The sequence below is a fragment of the Streptomyces sp. SID9727 genome, assembly GCF_010550605.1.
GTDB lineage: Bacteria > Actinomycetota > Actinomycetes > Streptomycetales > Streptomycetaceae > Streptomyces.
Map to the genome: position 1 here is coordinate 21,100 of NZ_JAAGNI010000057.1, position 18,586 is coordinate 39,685.

Genomic DNA, 18,586 nt, shown 5'->3' on the forward strand with positions numbered 1-18,586 from the left:
CCCCCACGTCCATTCGGTCCCCCTAGACGGCGTCACTCGGCCGCGTGCTGAAGCGGGCCAAGTCGTCCGCGGCGCCTCGGGGAAGAGCGTCGTACGCCGGCTCCGGCAGGGCCGTGACGGCGGCACGCAGCTCTTCGGCAACCTCCGGCAGCAGGGCCCAGACCGGCGGTGGGATGTTCACGGTGGCGAGCAGGAGGTCGCCCGGGTAGAAGTACGCGTCGAGCAGTGGATCGTCCACGAGGAGGCGCACGGCGAGCGGTGCGACGTACGGCAGTGCCACATGCTGGGAGACGAGCGTGCGCAGGTCCGCCGGGCGCAGTTCGCGCAGCGGTACGCGCCGCAGCGCGTGCACTTTCCGTACCAGGTGGGTCGTGTCGGCGGGCGGGTCCGGCCAGCTTGGCGGATCCAGTTCATCGAGCGTGCGGTCGAGATGCAGGAGAGGGGCCATGGCGTTCATTGTCGGGGGAGCCGAAGCCCGGATACGTCGTCGGGGCCGCGGCGGCCGGGAGGAGCGGACCGGTCGGGGATGCCGCGGCGGTGGGAACCCGGACACCCGTGCGGGGCGTCGACACCGGAGACAGCAGTGCGACGGGGGGGAAGGTGTATGTCACGACCATGGAAGATCACCGCAGCCCTGCTGGCCGCCGGGTGTGCCGCCGAGGTGGCGCGCAGGCGGTGGCGGGGAGACCGGGTGGCACGGGCACGCCGGGAACTCGACGTCCGGGACCGGGTGTTGCGCGAGGAGGCGCCCGAGACCCTCGACCTCCGGCACGAGGCTCATCGGCTGCGCGAACTGGGTGACGCGGCCGGTGCGCTGGAGGTCCACGCACGGATGCTGGCAGCCCGGACGGACGCCCTGGGAGCGGATCACCCGCACGTGCTCATCACGCGCTTCAACCATGCCGGGCACGTCTGGGAAGCCGGAGACGAGGCCGGCGCGCTGTCCGCGTACGAGGAAGTTCTGGCCGACATGGTGCGCGTACTGGGGGAGGACCACCCCGATACGCGATGGACCCGGAACGTACTGACGATCCGGCGCGGCAAGGCGGAGGGCGCCGACCACCCGTGACCGGAGCGTGCGGCACAGCGGCGTACGCGCTGATCCCCGTAGGCGGGGCGGGTAACCGAAGGGTCCTTGTCCAGGGCGACGCGCCGCCGCGACGGACGGGCCGAGACGCGGCCGGGACGGAGCTGTGAACTGTCCGGCGGATCATCGACATCTGTCGAGCACGTGATCGCCAGGAACCCGCCCTCGGCAGAGTGAGCGTGCTGGAGGCCGGCCGACGCTCCACGCCATGGTTCAGTTCACCTCGGCGGGTCCTCGCCCGTGAGCCCGTCGACGGATTCGCGGATGAGGTCGGCGTGCCCGGCATGGCGGGCGTACTCCTCGACGAGGTCGAGGAGGATGCGGCGGAGGTTGGGGCGTTCGCCGCTACGAGTGGTGTAGGCGCCGAGCTGGTCCAGCCCACCGGCACTGAGCGCCTCGTCGACGACGGCACGTGAACGGGCGACCGATTCCTGCCAGAGAACGCGCAGTTGGTCGGGGGTGTCCTCCGCGGCGGAGCGGTAGTCCCAGTCGGGGGTGCTGTCCCAGTCGACGCCGTCCCAAGGGGCTCCGACGGGGGAGTCGAGCCAGAGCCGGGCGAAGTGGCTGTCCTCCACGTGTGCCAGGTGCTTGAGGAGGCCGCCCAGGGTGACGGTGGACGTGCCGAGCGTGGCCCGTAGGCCGGCGGCGTCCAGACCGGAGCACTTCCAGGCCAGGGTGGCGCGCTGACGTTCGAGGGCGCCGAGGATCGCTGCGGCCTCGGTGCCGGCGAGGGGAGGTTCCGGCCAAGCCTCGGTCTTTGTCTCGATCATGGCTGCAGACCTTAGCGGCTGGAGCTGACCGTGCAACAGGCGGGTGGACGCGACACACCGCTCGCTCAACTTCCGCCGGACAGGCCCTCATCGGCGGTGCGGCGGTGGCTCCATTCCCGCCCGCCCAGCCGTCGTATGCGCCACGCGGGCAGCGGGTGGCGGGCCTCGGTCAGCAGGAAGTGCATCATGTCGATCAGCATGCGTCGAACGGCCGGGAGGGGGACGACCAGGTCCTCCCACTGGTCGTAGTGGGCGTGCAGCCGGACGCGGTCACCGGGGACGCGCTCCATGGAGCAGCTCTCCACACCCAGCCGTAGTTCGTCGCCCGCCTCGATCCTGAGCCATTGCAGAAGGAAGGCCGAGGCCGTCCAGTCCGGCCCGCACTGGTCGACGATCTCCTCCGCTGCCCAGCGCAACGCCTGAGGTGCGTCCTCGGGGGCTCTGATCAGAGTCCTTCCGAAGACCGGGGCGACCTGACGCACTTGGCCGCACTCGCCCGCGTCAGCGGCCGGGATCTCCTCCAGCCCGAAGACCCAGGCGCCGACGGAGGAACTCGCTGGAACGCTCACATGGCTCATCATCCGACAGTGTCGCGCACCGGGACGCGGGTGAGCCCGCGCCGGCGCCGGCGTTCGCACCACCTCGGGGGGCTGAAACCTGCGGTAGTCTTTCGCATCCCCGCATGGGGACATGACCAAGGAGGTGGGACCCATTACCGCTGTTTCGACACGGGTGCTCCCCTCCCGCGAACGCGTGGCCGACCGGACCTAGGGCCTGCCGCGGAGCACCCCTCGGCGTTCCTCCGAAAGGCTCCGCACCATGCCGGTCCCGCTGTCACCGTCCGACCTCTCCTCCCTCGTCGCCACCCTCCGCGCCGCCGGCTGCGTCTTCGCCGAGGACGAGGCCGGGCTCATCGCCGCCACCGCCGCCCGCCCCGCTGACATCGAAGCCATGGCCGAGCGGCGCGCCGCCGGGCACCCCCTCGAACACGTCCTCGGCTGGGCCGAGTTCGCCGGGCTGCGGATCGCCGTCGACCCCGGCGTCTTCGTCCCCCGCCGCCGCACCGAGTTCCTGATCGAGCGGGCCGTCGCCCTCGCCCCGGACCCGGCCGTCGTGGTCGACCTGTGCTGCGGGTCCGGCGCGCTCGGCGCCGCGCTCGCCGCCGCCCTGGGCCGGGTCGAACTCCACGCCGCCGACGTCGAGCCCGCCGCCGTACGCTGCGCCCGGCGCAACATCGGGGACCGGGGGCGCGTCTACGAGGGCGACCTCTTCGCGCCCCTGCCCGGCGCCCTGCGCGGGCGCGTCGACGTGCTCCTCGCCAACGTGCCGTACGTCCCGACCGGCGATGTCGCCCTCCTCCCCGCCGAGGCCCGCGTCCACGAACCGCTCGTCGCGCTCGACGGCGGCGGCGACGGCCTCGACGTCCTGCGCCGGGTCGCCGCGGAGGCACCGCGCTGGCTCGCCCCGGGCGGCAGCCTCCTGGTCGAGACGAGCGAACGGCAGGCCGAGGCCGCGGAGCAGGTCCTGGCGGACGGCGGACTCGTGGCGCGCGTCGTCTCCTGCGAGGAGCGGTACGCGACCGTCGTCACCGGAACGCTGCCGGTACGGCCTGCGGCGGGCTGACCGGGACGCCGGAGGCGGGGCCGCGCCCCACACCCCGGCCGCTCCCCGCTCCCCGCGCCCGCACCGCCTAAACTCCGAAGGCTGGGAGCTGATCGGGCGGCGAGCGGGAGAGCGCGGGATGACCATGGTGCCGGGGCGCAGGAGCAGCACGTTCACCCGACTGCTGCGGCACGGTTTCACCGACCCGTCCGCCGCCGAGCGGCTGCTCGACCTGCCCGACTTCTCGTCCGTACGCTCCGACTCCGTGCTCCTCGACGCGCTCGGGGCCACCGCCGACCCCGACCTCGCCCTGCGCGGCCTCGTCCGGCTGGTCGAGGCGGAGAAGGCGGGGGAGCGGCAGATCCTGCTGGACACCCTGGTCACCGCCAAGCCGCTGCGGGACCGGCTGCTCGGGGTGCTCGGCGCGTCCGAGGCGCTCGGGGACCACCTGGCCCGGCACCCGCGCGACTGGCAGGCCCTCGTCACGTACGAGGCCGCCGACCTGCACCCCGGGGTCACCGAGTTCGAGGGCGAGCTGGCGGGGGCGGACGATCCGGACGCCCTGCGCGTCGGCTACCGGCGGTGCCTGCTGTCCATCGCCGCGCGGGACGTCTGCGGCACGACCGACGTCGCCGAGACCGCCGCCGAGCTGGCCGACCTCGCCACCGCGACCCTGCGCGCCGCCCTGCGCATCGCGTCCGCCGCCGCCCCCGACGACGCCGCGCAGTGCCGGCTCGCGGTCGTCGCGATGGGCAAGTGCGGCGGCCACGAGCTGAACTACGTGTCCGACGTGGACGTCATCTTCGTCGCCGAGCCCGCCGACGGCGCCGAGGAGAGCAAGGCCATGCAGGCCGCGACCCGGCTCGCCTCGCACCTCATGCGGATCTGCTCCGACACCACCGTCGAGGGCACCATCTGGCCCGTCGACGCCAACCTCCGGCCCGAGGGCCGCAACGGCCCCCTCGTCCGCACGCTCTCCTCGCACCTCGCGTACTACCAGCGCTGGGCCAAGACCTGGGAGTTCCAGGCGCTGCTGAAGGCCCGGCCGGTGGCCGGGGACCGGGCGCTCGGCGAGGAGTACGTCGAGGCGGTGTCCCCGCTCGTCTGGCAGGCCGCGGACCGGGAGAACTTCGTCCCCGACGTCCAGAAGATGCGCCGCCGCGTGGTCGACACCATCCCCGCCGACCGCGTCGACCGGGAGCTGAAGCTCGGCCCCGGCGGGCTGCGGGACGTCGAGTTCGCCGTACAGCTCCTGCAGCTCGTGCACGGCCGCAGCGACCCCGCCCTGCGCAGCGGATCGACCCTGGAGGCGCTGGGGGCGCTCGCCGAGGGCGGTTACGTGGGGCGCGTCGACGCCGTACAGCTGGACGACGCCTACCGCTTCCTGCGCGCCATGGAGCACCGCATCCAGCTCTACCGGCTGCGCCGCACCCACCTCGTCCCCGACGAGGAGCCCGACCTGCGGCGCCTCGGCCGCTCCCTCGGGCTGCGCACCGACCCCATCGCCGAGCTGAACCAGGCGTGGCGGCGGCACGCCTCCGTGGTGCGGCGGCTGCACGAGAAGCTGTTCTACCGGCCGCTGCTCGACGCCGTCGCCCAGCTCGCGCCCGGCGAGTCCCGGCTCAGCACCAAGGCCGCCACCGCCCGGCTCGTCGCCCTCGGTTACGAGGACCCGGCCGCCGCCCTCCGTCATCTGGAGGCGCTGTCGTCCGGGGTCTCCCGCAAGGCCGCCATCCAGCGCACCCTGCTGCCGGTGCTGCTCGGCTGGTTCGCGGACTCCGCCGACCCGGACGCCGGGCTCCTCGGCTTCCGCAAGGTGTCCGACGCGCTCGGCAAGACCCCGTGGTACCTGCGGCTCCTGCGCGACGAGGGCGCCGCGGCCGAGAACCTCGCCCGGGTCCTGTCGGCCGGCCGGCTCGCCCCGGACCTGCTGCTGCGCGCCCCGGAGGCCGTCTCCATCCTCGGCGACCCGCAGGGACTCGCCCCCCGCAGCCGGGTCCACCTGGAGCAGGAGGTGCTGGCCGCCGTCGGCCGCGCGGACGACGCGGAGACGGCCGTCGCGGTGGTGCGCGGGGTGCGCAGGCGCGAGCTGTTCCGCACGACGGCCGCCGACCTCATCGGCTCGTACGGTACGGAGGACAGCCCCGCCGAGCCCGACCCCGGAGCCCTCGTGGACCGGGTCGGCAGCGCCGTCACGGACCTGAACGCCGTCACCATCGCCGGTGCGCTGCGGGCCGCCGTGCGGGCGGAGTGGGGCGACACCCTGCCGACCCGGTTCGCCGTCATCGGCATGGGGCGGTTCGGCGGGCACGAGCTGGGATACGGCTCCGACGCGGACGTCCTCTTCGTGCACGAGCCCCGGGAGGGCGTGGACGAGCAGGAGGCGGGCCGGGCGGCGAACCGGGTGGTCTCCGAGATGCGGCGCCTCCTCCAGCTGCCCACCGCGGACCCGCCGCTCCTCATCGACCCCGACCTGCGCCCGGAGGGCAAGAACGGGCCCCTCGTACGCACCCTGAAGTCGTACGACGCGTACTACCGGCGCTGGTCCCTGGGCTGGGAGAGCCAGGCCCTGCTGCGGGCCGAGCCGATGGCCGGGGACCTGGACCTGGGCGCGGAGTTCGTGGAGCTGATCGACCCCCTGCGGTACCCGGCGGGCGGGCTGGGCGATGACGCCGTCCGCGAGATCCGGCGGCTCAAGGCCCGGATGGAGTCGGAGCGGCTGCCGCGCGGCGCGGACCCGGCACTGCACACGAAACTGGGGCGCGGCGGGCTGAGCGACGTCGAGTGGACGGTCCAGCTGATGCAGATGCGCCACGGCCACGAGGTGCCCGGTCTGCGGACCACCCGCACCCGTGAGGCGCTGGCCGCGGCGTGTGCGGCGGACCTGATCCCCGAGGACGACGCCCAGACCCTGGACGAGGCGTGGGTCCTGGCGACGCGGGTCCGCAACGCGGTGATGCTCGTACGGGGGCGCCCGGGCGACACGTTCCCCTCGGTCCCGCGTGAGCTCAGCGCGGTCGGGCGGTATCTGGGGTACGAGGAGGGGCATGTGGGCGACATGCTCGACGACTACCGCCGCGTGACGCGGCGGGCGCGAGGAGTCGTGGAGGAGCGGTTCTACGGGGGGTGAGCGGGGGTGGAACCAAGCCCCTCCGGCGACTGAAGGGCGGGGTCCGGGGCGGAGCCCCCGGGGGTCAGTTGCGGGTCGCCGCCGGCTCGCGGTGGGGCCGCGCCCCCAGCGCGCTGAGGCGAGGGCGGTCCGACGTGCGCGGGATCCACCTGGGCAGCCGGTGCGGCAGCGACCCGTACCACGCGTACGTCACCGCGTAGCCGAACGCCAGGCACGCCATGCCGCCCACCGCGTCCAGCCAGAAGTGGTTCGCCGTCGACACGATCACCATCAGGGTGACCGCGGGGTACAGCAGCCCCAGGATGCGCGCCCAGGGGGCGGAGGCCAGGGCGAAGACGGTGAGGCCGCACCAGAGGGACCAGCCGATGTGCATCGACGGCATCGCCGCGTACTGGTTCGACATGTTCTTGAAGTTGCCCGACGCCATCGAACCCCAGGTCTGGTGCACCAGGACCGTGTCGATGAAGTGGCCCCCGTTCATCAGGCGGGGCGGCGCCAGCGGGTACAGGTAGTAGCCGAGCAGCGCGACGGCCGTGGTGGCGAACAGGGCCAGCCTGGCTGCCGCGTACCGGCCCGGATGCCGACGGAACAACCATACGAGCACACTGATCGTGACGATGAAGTGCAGCGTCGCGTAGTAGTAGTTCATCGACACGATCAGCCATGTCACGGAGTTCACCGCGTGGTTGACCGACTGCTCGACCGCGATGCCGAGGAAGCGTTCGACCGACCACAGCCAGTCCGCGTTGGCGAGGGCCGCGGCCTTCTGCTCCGGCACCGCGTTGCGCACCAGCGAGTACACCCAGTAACTCACCGCCACGAGCAGGATTTCGAACCAGAGGCGGGGCCGCCGTGGCGACCGTGGGGAGCGCAGCCGGGACACGACGTGATCGAGTGGTCTGTCGAGCGCTCTGCCGAGCCCGTGCGTGCGACCGGACTGCTTGGTGTTCGCCTCGGGAGCCGCCTCGTTCACGATGGGTGACGGGGTGGCCTCCGTGCGGCCTTCCTGTCGTTTCACGCTCAATTCACCCATAGGCACAGAGTCTGCCAGATTTGCCTTCTCTGCCCGATGATCCTCCGGATAGGCGCGAGTTGCACGTCCGGCGGCGGTGCCCAGGGGTGTGCGACGGGCCGGTTACGCCCGCGCGTGCGATCCTGGAAGGGCGACGGGGGCGGCCGTATCCTGGCCGGGGCCCGCCGCGGTGGAGCCGCGTACCACCAGCTCCGGCATGAAGACGAACTCGCTGTGCGGCGCGGGCGTGCCGCCGATCTCCTCCAGGAGCGTGCGCACCGCGGCCTGGCCCATCGCGGTCACCGGCTGGCGGATCGTGGTCAGCGGCGGGTCGGTGAACGCTATGAGCGGCGAGTCGTCGTATCCCACCACCGACAGGTCGCGCGGGACCTCGCGGGAGAGCCGGCGGGCGGCCCTGATCGCGCCGAGGGCCATCATGTCGCTCGCGCAGACCACCGCCGTGCAGCCCCGCTCCATCAGCGCGGAGGCGGCGGCCTGGCCGCCCTCCAGCGTGTAGAGGGAGTGCTGGATCAGCTCCTCGACCTCGTCCGCCGTCAGGTTCAACTGCTCGCGCATCGTGGCGTGGAAGCCCTCGATCTTGCGGAGCACCGGCACGAAGCGCTTCGGGCCGACCGCGAGGCCGATCCGGGTGTGGCCCAGCGACACCAGATGCGTCACCGCCAGCCGCATCGCGGCCCGGTCGTCCGGCGAGATGAAAGGTGCCTGCACCTTGGACGAGAAGCCGTTGACCAGGACGAAGGGGACGCCCTGGGCGCGCAGTTGCTCGTACCGCCCCATGTCCGCCGAGGTGTCGGCGTGCAGCCCGGAGACGAAGATGATCCCGGAGACGCCCCGGTCGACCAGCATCTCGGTCAGCTCGTCCTCGGTGGAGCCGCCCGGGGTCTGGGTCGCGAGGACCGGGGTGTAGCCCTGCCGGGTCAGTGCCTGCCCGATGACCTGGGCGAGCGCCGGGAAGATCGGGTTCTCCAGCTCGGGCGTGATCAGGCCGACGAGCCCCGCGCTGCGCCTGCGCAGCCGTACGGGCCGTTCGTAACCGAGTACGTCGAGGGCGGCGAGTACGGATTCGCGGGTGGCAGCGGCTACCCCGGGCTTGCCGTTCAGTACGCGGCTGACCGTCGCTTCGCTGACCCCCGCCTGAGTTGCGATATCGGCAAGCCGTGCGGTCATGGCAATGGACTGTACCGGGAGCGGGTCGGATTGCCCACCATGCGCAGGAATCGGGCGGGAGCGGCCGCGCCGGGGTGCCCGGAGCGGCGCCTCGTGGTGTCCGGCGGCAACGTCTTGCAAGGTCTTGCGGACCCCGTTTGCCGGCTGCGGTCGGATCGTCGCACTGCGGAATCGGGGCTGGTGGGCCCTCTGTGGCAGGGATCGGGGAGTTTCGTCAAGTGGCTTGACGGCAACCTTGAGGACACGCCAATGTAACGATCGCCGGAGCTTGCAGAAATCTTCCGCAAAGTCTTTCGGTCGTCTTTCATCCTTGTTACGTTCACGTCGACCCGGCGCCGCGACGGAGCGGTACGGCAGTTGAAGGAGTTCAGATGCGACGTGGCATAACGGCCACCGCCCTGGTCGCGGCCCTGGCGCTCGCGGCGACCGCCTGCGGCAGCGATGACGACAAGTCCGGCAGCACCTCGAAGGGCTCGGGCGAGCTCTCCGGCACCGTGACGTGGTGGGACACGTCCGGCGCGGGTACCGAGGACAAGGTCTTCAAGAAGATCGCCGAGGGCTTCGAGAAGAAGCACCCGAAGGTCGACGTCAAGTACGTCAACGTGCCCTTCGGCGAGGCGCAGAACAAGTTCAAGAACGCGGCGCAGGCCGGTTCCGGCGCCCCCGACGTGATCCGCTCCGAGGTCGCGTGGACCCCCGAGTTCGCTGACCTCGGCTACCTCGCGCCGCTGGACGGCACGTCCGCGCTGAAGGACCAGGACGACTTCCTGAAGCAGGCCGTGGCCTCCACGAAGTACAACGGCAAGACCTACGCCGTTCCGCAGGTCATCGACTCCATGGGCGTCTTCTACAACAAGAAGATGTTCGAGAAGGCGGGCGTCAAGCCGCCGAACACCATCTCGGAGCTGAAGTCGGTCGCCAAGAAGATCAAGTCGAAGACCGGCAAGACCGGCCTCTACCTGCGCGGCGACGACTCGTACTACTTCCTCTCCTTCCTCTACGGAGAGGGCGGCGACCTGGTCGACGCCCCCGAGAAGACGGTGACCATCGACAAGCCCGAGGGCGTCAAGGCGTTCGAGGTCGTCAAGGACCTGGTCGACTCCGGGGCGGCGAAGACCGACGCCACGGACGGCTGGGAGAACATGATGCAGTCGTTCAAGAACGGCGACGTCGCGATGATGATCAACGGCCCCTGGGCGGTCGCCGACACGCTGACCGGCGACCAGTTCACCGACAAGGCCAACCTGGGCGTCGCCCCGGTCCCGGCCGGCTCCGCCGCGCAGGGCGCCCCGCAGGGCGGTCACAACCTGGCCGTGTACGCGGGCTCCAAGAACCTGGAAGCCTCCTACGCCTTCGTCGACTACATGACGTCGGTCGAGACCCAGGCGCAGACCGCCGGTGAGCTGAACCTGCTCCCCACCCGCACCTCCGCGTACGCCAAGCCGGAGGCCGTGGGCAGCGAGATCGTCCAGTTCTTCAAGCCCGTCGTCGAGACCGCCGTCGAGCGGCCCTGGATCCCGGAGACCGGCAGCCTCTTCGCGCCGCTGAACACCGAGTACACCAAGGTGCTCACCGGTCAGACCACGCCGGAGAAGGCCGCCAAGGCCACCGGTGATTCCTACCGCAAGCTCCTCAAGGGCTGGAAGTAACCAGGAAGGCAGGCCGACTGATGGCTGTCCACACCAGCCAGTCGGTGGCGAAGGCCGCGGGCGACGACGTCGCCCGCGGCCGGAGCCGCGGTACTGGCACCCCTCCGCGGCCGGGCGTGCTCCGGCGGGCCCTCTCCGTTCACTGGTACGCCTGGGCCATGGTCGCCCCGGTGGTGATCGTGATCGGCGTGATCATCGGGTACCCGCTGGTCCGCGGTATCTGGCTGTCGCTGACCGACGCCAACGAGCGCAACGTCGCCCGCTCCATCGGCGTCAACGACATGCCGGCCACCTACAAGTTCGTGGGACTGGACAACTACGCGGACGCCCTCACCGGCGGTCAGTTCCTCGACACCCTGGTCTGGACCCTGGTGTGGACGGTCTCCTGCGTAGGCATCACCTTCGTGCTGGGCATGGCTCTGGCCAACATCCTGAACCGCAGGATCGCCGGCCGTTCCATCTACCGCATGGCCCTGATCCTGCCCTGGGCCATCCCCGGCTTCGTCTCGGTCTTCGCCTGGCGCTTCCTCTACAACGAGGAGCGCGGCCTGCTCAACAGGGTCCTGGGCGGCGTCGGCATCGACGGCGTCCCGTGGCTGAACGACCCCACCTGGGCGAAGTTCTCCGTCATCGCCGTCAACGTCTGGCTCGGCGTGCCCTTCATCATGGTCGCCCTGCTCGGCGGTCTGCAGGCCATTCCGTCGGAGCAGTACGAGGCCGCGGAGATGGACGGCGCGACGGCCTGGCAGCGCTTCCGCCACGTCACGCTGCCGGGACTGCGCCCGGTCTCCACCACGGTGGTCCTGCTCTCCACCATCTGGACCTTCAACATGTTCCCGGTGATCTTCCTGCTCACCCGGGGCGGCCCCGGTGAGTCCACGCAGATCCTCGTCACCCAGGCGTACAAGTTCTCCTTCGAGATCAGCCCGCGCGACTTCGCCCAGTCGTCGACCTGGGGCGTCCTGATCCTCGTACTCCTGATGCTCTTCGCCGTGGTCTACCGGCGAGTGCTCCGCACCCAGGGAGACAACTGGTGACCACCGCCGCGCACACCCCCGCCCCCGCCCGGCACGCCGGCCGTCCGCCCCGCAAGCGCGGAGAGCGTTCGCCGGTCGCGTCCGTGGCCCTGCACCTCACGCTGATCGTCGCCTCGGTGATCGCCGTCTTCCCGGTGCTGTGGGTCCTGCTGACCTCGCTGAAGCCCGCGAAGTACGCCACCACCACGGACTTCTTCCGCGACACGACGATCGTGAACTACACGAACCTGATCAAGGACACCGAGTTCCTGACCTGGTTCGGCAACTCCGTGATCATCGCGGGGCTCAGCACCGTCCTCGGCGTCTTCGTCTCCGCCACCACCGGCTACGCCGTCAGCCGCTTCCGGTTCCCCGGCAAGCGCGGTCTGATGTGGACCCTGCTGGTGACCCAGATGTTCCCGGTCGCCGTCCTCATCGTGCCGATCTACAACATCATGTCCTCGTTGGGCCTGATCAACCAGCCCGCCGGTCTGGTGATCACCTATCTGACGATCTCGGTGCCGTTCTGCGCCTGGATGATGAAGGGCTTCTTCGACACCATCCCGCGCGAGATCGACGAGTCGGGGATGGTCGACGGCCTCACCCCGTTCGGCACCTTCTGGCGGCTCATCCTCCCCCTGGCCAAGCCCGGCCTCGCCGTCACCGCGTTCTACTCCTTCATCACCGCCTGGGGCGAGGTGGCCTACGCCTCCGCCTTCATGGTCGGCGACGAGAACCTGACCCTCGCGGGCGGCCTGCAGAAGTTCGTCAACCAGTACGGCGCCCAGTGGGGCCCGATGACCGCCGCGTCCGTACTGATCGCGATACCCGCGGCCCTGGTGTTCCTGTTCGCGCAGAAGCACCTCGTCACCGGCATGTCCGCCGGAGCCGTCAAGGGCTGAGCACGCCCGCCCGCACGCACGCACGCACCAGTCACGGTGGCGCCGGAATCCCGACCCGGTCCCGGCGCCACCCCCCACCCAGACACCCCAGGGACGACATGACCCAGCACCTCGCTGCCCCCTCCACCGGTACGTCCGACGACGCCGCCGGCCACCGCACCGGCTGGTGGCAGGACGCGGTGATCTACCAGGTCTATCCGCGCAGCTTCGCCGACGGCAACGGCGACGGCATGGGCGATCTCGCAGGCGTACGCGGCAGACTCCCGTACCTCAAGGAGCTCGGTGTCGACGCGGTCTGGCTCAGCCCGTTCTACGCGTCCCCGCAGGCCGACGCCGGGTACGACGTCGCCGACTACCGGGCCATCGACCCGATGTTCGGCAGCCTGCTCGACGCCGACGCGCTGATCCGCGACGCCCACGGCCTGGGCCTGCGGATCATCGTCGACCTGGTGCCCAACCACTCGTCCGACCAGCACGAGTGGTTCAGGCGCGCGCTCGCCGAGGGCCCCGGCTCCGCCCTGCGCGACCGCTACCACTTCCGCCCCGGCAAGGGCGCGAACGGTGAACTCCCGCCCAACGACTGGGAGTCCATCTTCGGCGGCCCCGCCTGGACCCGAACCACCGACCCGGACGGCACCCCCGGCGAGTGGTACCTCCACCTCTTCGCGCCCGAGCAGCCCGACTTCAACTGGGAGCACCCGGCCGTCGCCGACGAGTTCCGCTCGATCCTGCGCTTCTGGCTCGACATGGGCGTCGACGGGTTCCGCGTGGACGTCGCGCACGGTCTGGTCAAGGCCGAGGGGCTGCCCGACCTGGGCACCCACGACCAGCTGAAGCTGCTCGGAAACGATGTCATGCCGTTCTTCGACCAGGACGGGGTGCACGAGATCTACCGCAGCTGGCGCACCATCCTGGACGAGTACCCCGACACGATGGGGCCCGCAGGGCCTTCCGCGGAAGGGCGGGGGCGGGCGACGGGCGGGCGGATCGCCGTCGCCGAGGCGTGGACGCCGACCGTCGAGCGCACCGCCAACTACGTGCGCCCCGACGAGATGCACCAGGCGTTCAACTTCCAGTACCTGGCCACCGCCTGGGACGCCGCCGAGCTCCGCCAGGTCATCGACGCCTCGCTCGACGCCATGCGGCCGGTCGGCGCCCCCACCACCTGGGTGCTGTCCAACCACGACGTGACCCGGCACGCCACCCGGTTCGCCAACCCGGCGGGCCTCGGCACCCAGATCCGCACCCCCGGCGACCGCGAGCTGGGCCTGCGCCGGGCCCGCGCGGCCACGATGCTGATGCTGGCGCTGCCCGGCTCCGCCTACGTCTACCAGGGCGAGGAACTCGGACTGCCCGACGTCACCGACCTGCCCGACGAGGCGCGCCAGGACCCGTCGTTCTTCCGGGCCGAGGGCCAGGACGGCTTCCGCGACGGCTGCCGCGTCCCGATCCCGTGGACCCGCGAGGGCTCCTCGTACGGCTTCGGCGCGGGCGGCAGCTGGCTTCCGCAGCCCACCGGCTGGGGCGAGCTGAGCGTCGAGGCGCAGACCGGCGCGGCCGGTTCCACCCTGGAGCTGTACCGGGCCGCCATCGCCGCCCGCCGGGCGCACCCCGGGCTCGGCGCGGGCGCCGATGTGCGCTGGCTGGACGCTCCGGAGGGGCTGCTCGCGTTCGCCCGCCCCGGGTTCGTCTGCACCGTCAACACCACGGGCGCCCCGGTCCGCGTCCCCGTGCCGGGCACGGTCCTGCTGTCCAGCGCGCCGGTCGCCACCGACGGCGACACGGTCGAGCTGCCCGCGGACACCACGGTGTGGTGGACGGTGTGACGACCGTCCCCCCGCCACGGGGCCCCGGCGCGGGCGGTGCGCTGCGGCTGTCGGACATCGCCGGCCAGGCGTCCGTCAGCGAGGCGACCGTCAGCCGGGTCCTCAACGGCAAGCCGGGCGTCGCGGACACCACGCGTCAGCGGGTGCTCGCGGCGCTCGACATCCTGGGCTACGAGCGGCCCGTGCGGTTGCGGCAGCGCAGCGCCGGGCTCATCGGGTTGGTCACCCCCGAGCTGACCAACCCGATCTTCCCGGCGTTCGCCCAGTCGGTGGAGCAGGTGCTCGCCGGGCACGGCTACACGCCGGTGCTCTGCACCCAGCTGCCCGGCGGCGCCACCGAGGACGAGCTGGTCGAGCAGCTGGTCGAGCGCGGCGTCGGCGGCATCGTCTTCCTGTCCGGGCTGCACGCCGACACCTCGGCCGACCCGGCGCGCTATGCCGCGCTGTCCGAGCGCGGGGTGCCGTTCGTCCTGATCAACGGGTACAACGAACGGATCAGCGCCCCGTTCGTCTCGCCCGACGACACCGCCGCCGTGCGGATGGCCGTGAGCCATCTCGCCGAACTCGGCCACCGCCGGGTGGGCCTGGCCATAGGGCCGCAGCGCTACGTCCCCTCCCGGCGGAAGCGGGACGGCTTCGTGGACGCCGCGGTCTACGTGCTCGGCCTGGACCGCGCCGACGCCGAACTCCTGGTCTGCTCCACGCTGTTCAGCGTAGAGGGCGGCCAGGTCGCGGCGGGCGCGCTGCTGGACCGGGGATGCACCGGCATCGTCTGCGGCAGCGACCTGATGGCGCTGGGCGTGGTCCGCGCGGCCCGGGACCGCGGGCTCGACGTGCCGCGCGACGTGTCCGTGGTGGGCTTCGACGACTCGCAGCTCATCGCGTTCACCGACCCGCCGCTGACCACGGTCCGCCAGCCGGTCCAGGCGATGGCGGCGGCCGCGGTGGGCGCGCTGCTGGAGGAGATCGGCGGGAGCCCCGTACAGCGCACGGAGTACGTCTTCCAGCCGGAGCTGGTGGTCCGGGGCTCGACGGCGGCGCTGCGGAGCACGTGAGCGGGCAGCGGAGGGGGCCGGGTCCGGAGGGGGGACCCGGCCCTCACGCGTGTCCGGGAGCGCCGGTGTACCGCCGGCGCGGCCTCAGCCCTCGCCGTCGCCGTCCTCGAAGAGGCGGACGGTGGAGAGGATCCGGCGGATCGTGGCGTCGGACACCTCGTCCTGGACGCCGTGCGCCCCGACGTAGGTCCACGAGACGAACCTGCCCTCCGCGTTCTTGAAGGCGAAGGTCACCGCCTTGCCGTCGGTGTCGCACTTGCCCTTCTTCGGGGCTCCGGACGAGGTGACGGTCACGAGGCTGCCCTCGACGCCCGACGTCGTCCGGAACGACTCGGGCTCACCGACCGTGAGGCGGGAGCGGTCGGGCTGGGTGTAGAGGCCGTAGACCCACGTCTTGGCCGTGTCCTCGGCGGCCTCGGCCGCGCTCTTGGCACCCTGCTCCCCGGTGGTGCCGACCGAGGCGAGCGAGAACGTCTCGGGGCTGCCGTCCTTGTCGTCGTCGGAGGTGCACCACTTCTCCTTGAGGACCGCCGGGGCCATCATCGCGACCAGCGGCTTCTCCTCGGGGTCGTCGTTCTCCGCGACGTAACTCACCCAGTCCGCGGACTGGCGCTTCCAGGAGGCGGGCGCGTCGAAGGTGATGCCGCGTTTGGCGTTGACCACCGTGTTCCAGCCGGGGACGAGCGGGTCCGAGCCGCCGCCTCCGGCCCCCCGTTCCGTGCCCCCGGTGCTCGCGGACGCGCTCGCCGCGGGCGCCGGCCGCGGGTCGGCCTCGTCGTTCCCGCCGTCGCGGAGGGTCAGGTAGCCCACCGCCGCGCAGGCCACGACGACCGCCGCGGAGGCGGCCACCACGGCGACCGTGGTCCGGTTGCGGCGGGGGCGCGGCGGCTCGGGGGTGCTCATGCCGACCGTGGGGGCGGCGTGCCAGTCGGGGCCGCCCCGGCCGGGTCCCGCCGGGGGCGAACTGTGCTGAGTGCCGGGCGGGTTCGGCTGATCGGGGGACGACTGCTCTCCTGGCCACATGGGGGCGAGCCTAGTCGCGGCCCGGGGACGGTTCGTGGCCCGGGGCGGGCGGTCACAGGAGAGGCACCGGCAGTCGGCCCGGTCGGGCCGGCGGGGAGGTGTGACTGCCGGTGCCTCTCATGTCCTGACCGGTCCGGCCGGCCGGGCGCGTGGGGCCCGGGGTAACGGGACCCCCGGCCGACCGGACCGGAGTCGGAAGAAACCTAACAGGGCTGCAATGTCTTGCGTAAGACCTTGCAGGAAGAATTCCGCGGTATTTCGTGGAGGTGAGCGGGTGATGTCCAAAGGGTTGACCGGGACCTGCCGGGCTCGTACGGTCTCGCTGCGGCAAGATTTGCATTCTTGCAGCAAGAACCTTCAGGAGCCTTGAGGGCAGGGCGCGTTGCCGTAAGGGCTGAACCGTCACCCGCAGTTTCCCCCACAGCAGGAGGAAAACATGGCCAGCAGACCCCTGTCTGCCGCGCTCGCCCTCGTCGCGGGAGCCGCCGCCCTCGTGGTCCCCGCCACGACGGCCGAGGCGTCCGCCCCGGGCACCAAGGACGTCACCGCCGTCCTCTTCGAGTGGAAGTTCGACTCTGTCGCCAAGGCGTGCAAGGACACCCTCGGCCCCGCCGGATACGGCTACGTCCAGGTCTCGCCGCCGCAGGAGCACATCCAGGGCGGCCAGTGGTGGACCTCGTACCAGCCGGTCAGTTACAAGATCGCCGGGCGGCTCGGGGACCGTACGTCCTTCGCCAACATGGTGAACGCCTGCCACGGCGCGGGCGTCAAGGTGGTCGCGGACTCGGTCATCAACCACATGACGAGCGGTTCGGGCACCGGCACGGGCGGCACCTCGTACACGAAGTACAACTACCCCGGGCTGTACTCCTCGTACGACATGGACGACTGCACCTCCGAGATCAACAACTACGGCAACCGCGCCAACGTCCAGAACTGCGAACTGGTCGGGCTCGCCGACCTGGACACCGGTGAGGACTACGTACGCGGGAAGATCGCCGGCTACCTCAACGACCTGCTCTCGCTCGGCGTCGACGGGTTCCGCATCGACGCGGCCAAGCACATGCCCGCCGGTGACCTCGCCAACATCAAGTCCCGGCTGAGCAACCCCAACGCCTACTGGAAGCAGGAGGCGATCTACGGGGCCGGCGAGGCGGTCTCGCCCGACGAGTACGCCGGCAACGGCGACGTACAGGAGTTCCGGTACGCCCGCGGCCTCAAGCAGGTGTTCAACAACGAGAACCTCGCCAACCTGAAGAACTTCGGCGAGGGCTGGGGCTTCATGTCCTCCTCGAAGGCCGCGGTGTTCGTCGACAACCACGACACCGAGCGCAACGGCGAGACGCTGAACTACAAGGACGGCGCCACCTACACGCTCGCCAGCGTGTTCATGCTGGCCTGGCCCTACGGCTCGCCCGACGTCCACTCCGGCTACGAGTGGTCCGACAAGGACGCCGGCCCGCCCAACGGCGGCACGGTGAACGCCTGCTACAGCGACGGCTGGAAGTGCCAGCACGCCTGGCGCGAGATCTCCTCCATGGTCGGCCTCCGCAACACCGCGCGCGGTGAGGCCGTCACCAACTGGTGGGACAACGGCGGCGACCAGATCGCCTTCGGGCGCGGCTCCAAGGCGTACGTGGCGATCAACCACGAGGGCTCCTCGCTGACGCGCACGTTCCAGACGTCACTGCCCGCCGGCGACTACTGCGACGTCCAGTCCGGCAAGGGCGTCACGGTCAACGGCTCCGGTCAGTTCACCGCGACCCTCGGCGCCGACACCGCGCTCGCCCTGCACACCGGCGCCCGCACCTGCGGCGGCGGCTCCACCGACCCCGGCACCGACCCCGGCTCCGAGACCGGCACCTCCGGCGCCTCCTTCGGCGTCAACGCCACCACCCAGCTCGGCCAGAACATCTACGTCACCGGCAACCAGTCCGCCCTCGGCAACTGGAACACCGGCAGCGCGCTGAAGCTGGACCCGGCGACGTACCCGGTCTGGAAGCTCGACGTGAACCTGCCCGCGGGCACCACGTTCGAGTACAAGTACATCCGCAAGGACGCGAGCGGCAACGTGACCTGGGAGAGCGGTGCCAACCGCACGGCCACGGTGCCGTCCTCCGGCAGGGTCACGCTGACCTCGGACGTCTGGCGCGGCTGACCCCGCACGCCACTCACCCGCCGGACGGGCCGTCCCCCAGCGGCCCGTCCGGCCCCGCACACCCCCGTACCCCTCCGAGGAGAGCCCGAGTGAAACGTCCGTACCCGCGCGTGCCCGCACGCAGAACGGCGACCGCCGTCGTCGCGGCCGCCCTGTGCGCGGCCCTGG

15 protein-coding genes are annotated in these 18,586 nt (G+C 71.6%); 9 read left to right on the forward strand and 6 right to left on the reverse strand.

The window, feature by feature from the left end:
- Nucleotides 1–22: 22 nt before the first annotated feature.
- On the reverse strand, nt 23–448 hold the full coding sequence (locus tag G3I41_RS03370) for a contact-dependent growth inhibition system immunity protein (RefSeq protein WP_164398808.1): 426 nt from the start codon (nt 446–448) through the stop codon (nt 23–25).
- A 156-nt stretch (nt 449–604) separates the two neighbouring features.
- Here G3I41_RS03370 and G3I41_RS03375 point away from each other — a divergent pair, with 156 nt between their 5' ends.
- Nucleotides 605–1,069 (forward strand): tetratricopeptide repeat protein, encoded by a 465-nt coding sequence (locus G3I41_RS03375; protein ID WP_203600127.1) that lies wholly within the window; start codon nt 605–607, stop codon nt 1,067–1,069.
- A gap of 236 nt (nt 1,070–1,305) precedes the next feature.
- Here the strand turns inward: G3I41_RS03375 and G3I41_RS03380 are convergent, their stop codons facing one another.
- Entirely contained in the window at nt 1,306–1,857 is a 552-nt protein-coding gene (locus tag G3I41_RS03380) for a DinB family protein (protein WP_164398809.1), read from the reverse strand.
- A gap of 65 nt (nt 1,858–1,922) precedes the next feature.
- Complete coding sequence (locus G3I41_RS03385) at nt 1,923–2,426, reverse strand: hypothetical protein (protein ID WP_164398810.1); 504 nt, start codon at nt 2,424–2,426, stop codon at nt 1,923–1,925.
- A 250-nt stretch (nt 2,427–2,676) separates the two neighbouring features.
- Between G3I41_RS03385 and G3I41_RS03390 the strand changes: the two genes are divergently transcribed.
- Together G3I41_RS03390 and G3I41_RS03395 are read left to right on the forward strand one after the other, a co-directional pair.
- Complete coding sequence (locus G3I41_RS03390; RefSeq protein WP_164398811.1) at nt 2,677–3,480, forward strand: putative protein N(5)-glutamine methyltransferase; 804 nt, start codon at nt 2,677–2,679, stop codon at nt 3,478–3,480.
- A 118-nt stretch (nt 3,481–3,598) separates the two neighbouring features.
- A complete protein-coding gene (locus G3I41_RS03395; protein WP_164398812.1) occupies nt 3,599–6,589 on the forward strand; it encodes a bifunctional [glutamine synthetase] adenylyltransferase/[glutamine synthetase]-adenylyl-L-tyrosine phosphorylase in 2,991 nt (996 codons plus the stop codon).
- A 64-nt stretch (nt 6,590–6,653) separates the two neighbouring features.
- Here the strand turns inward: G3I41_RS03395 and G3I41_RS03400 are convergent, their stop codons facing one another.
- Complete coding sequence (locus G3I41_RS03400) at nt 6,654–7,562, reverse strand: phosphatase PAP2 family protein (protein ID WP_164398825.1); 909 nt, start codon at nt 7,560–7,562, stop codon at nt 6,654–6,656.
- Between the two features lie 162 nt (nt 7,563–7,724).
- Nucleotides 7,725–8,789: a LacI family DNA-binding transcriptional regulator gene (locus G3I41_RS03405; RefSeq protein WP_164398813.1), complete on the reverse strand. Its 1,065-nt coding sequence runs from the start codon at nt 8,787–8,789 to the stop codon at nt 7,725–7,727.
- A 371-nt stretch (nt 8,790–9,160) separates the two neighbouring features.
- Between G3I41_RS03405 and G3I41_RS03410 the strand changes: the two genes are divergently transcribed.
- The 5 genes from G3I41_RS03410 (at nt 9,161) to G3I41_RS03430 (ending at nt 15,237) form a co-directional block, all read left to right on the forward strand.
- Nucleotides 9,161–10,438, forward strand: coding sequence for an extracellular solute-binding protein (locus G3I41_RS03410; RefSeq protein ID WP_164398814.1), 1,278 nt, complete (start codon nt 9,161–9,163; stop codon nt 10,436–10,438).
- Between the two features lie 20 nt (nt 10,439–10,458).
- A complete protein-coding gene (locus tag G3I41_RS03415; RefSeq protein ID WP_164398815.1) occupies nt 10,459–11,475 on the forward strand; it encodes a sugar ABC transporter permease in 1,017 nt (338 codons plus the stop codon).
- Entirely contained in the window at nt 11,472–12,356 is an 885-nt protein-coding gene (locus G3I41_RS03420) for a carbohydrate ABC transporter permease (RefSeq protein WP_164398816.1), read from the forward strand. The genes G3I41_RS03415 and G3I41_RS03420 overlap by 4 nt, the downstream gene beginning before the upstream one ends.
- Before the next feature lie 98 nt (nt 12,357–12,454).
- Complete coding sequence (locus tag G3I41_RS03425) at nt 12,455–14,182, forward strand: alpha-amylase family glycosyl hydrolase (protein ID WP_164398817.1); 1,728 nt, start codon at nt 12,455–12,457, stop codon at nt 14,180–14,182.
- Nucleotides 14,167–15,237 carry a LacI family DNA-binding transcriptional regulator gene (locus G3I41_RS03430; protein ID WP_164398818.1) on the forward strand — a complete coding sequence of 357 codons (1,071 nt, stop codon included), beginning with the start codon at nt 14,167–14,169 and terminating at the stop codon, nt 15,235–15,237. The genes G3I41_RS03425 and G3I41_RS03430 overlap by 16 nt, the downstream gene beginning before the upstream one ends.
- 84 nt (nt 15,238–15,321) lie before the next feature.
- On the opposite strand, the gene G3I41_RS03435 is transcribed toward G3I41_RS03430, so the two are convergent.
- Entirely contained in the window at nt 15,322–16,140 is an 819-nt protein-coding gene (locus G3I41_RS03435) for a hypothetical protein (RefSeq protein ID WP_164398819.1), read from the reverse strand.
- Nucleotides 16,141–16,696: 556 nt separating this feature from the next.
- Between G3I41_RS03435 and G3I41_RS03440 the strand changes: the two genes are divergently transcribed.
- A complete protein-coding gene (locus G3I41_RS03440) occupies nt 16,697–18,418 on the forward strand; it encodes a carbohydrate-binding module family 20 domain-containing protein (RefSeq protein ID WP_164398820.1) in 1,722 nt (573 codons plus the stop codon).
- Nucleotides 18,419–18,586 lie beyond the last annotated feature (168 nt).

Bases quoted from the DNA above. Each gene is read 5' to 3' on its own strand.
- G3I41_RS03435 (WP_164398819.1), bottom strand. From the start codon at position 16,140: ATGAGCACCCCCGAGCCGCCGCGCCCCCGCCGCAACCGGACCACGGTC.
- G3I41_RS03410 (WP_164398814.1), top strand. From the start codon at position 9,161: ATGCGACGTGGCATAACGGCCACCGCCCTGGTCGCGGCCCTGGCGCTC.
- G3I41_RS03395 (WP_164398812.1), top strand. From the start codon at position 3,599: ATGACCATGGTGCCGGGGCGCAGGAGCAGCACGTTCACCCGACTGCTG.
- G3I41_RS03425 (WP_164398817.1), top strand. From the start codon at position 12,455: ATGACCCAGCACCTCGCTGCCCCCTCCACCGGTACGTCCGACGACGCC.
- G3I41_RS03375 (WP_203600127.1), top strand. From the start codon at position 605: ATGTCACGACCATGGAAGATCACCGCAGCCCTGCTGGCCGCCGGGTGT.
- G3I41_RS03370 (WP_164398808.1), bottom strand. From the start codon at position 448: ATGGCCCCTCTCCTGCATCTCGACCGCACGCTCGATGAACTGGATCCG.
- G3I41_RS03390 (WP_164398811.1), top strand. From the start codon at position 2,677: ATGCCGGTCCCGCTGTCACCGTCCGACCTCTCCTCCCTCGTCGCCACC.
- G3I41_RS03415 (WP_164398815.1), top strand. From the start codon at position 10,459: ATGGCTGTCCACACCAGCCAGTCGGTGGCGAAGGCCGCGGGCGACGAC.
- G3I41_RS03405 (WP_164398813.1), bottom strand. From the start codon at position 8,789: ATGACCGCACGGCTTGCCGATATCGCAACTCAGGCGGGGGTCAGCGAA.
- G3I41_RS03440 (WP_164398820.1), top strand. From the start codon at position 16,697: ATGGCCAGCAGACCCCTGTCTGCCGCGCTCGCCCTCGTCGCGGGAGCC.
- G3I41_RS03380 (WP_164398809.1), bottom strand. From the start codon at position 1,857: ATGATCGAGACAAAGACCGAGGCTTGGCCGGAACCTCCCCTCGCCGGC.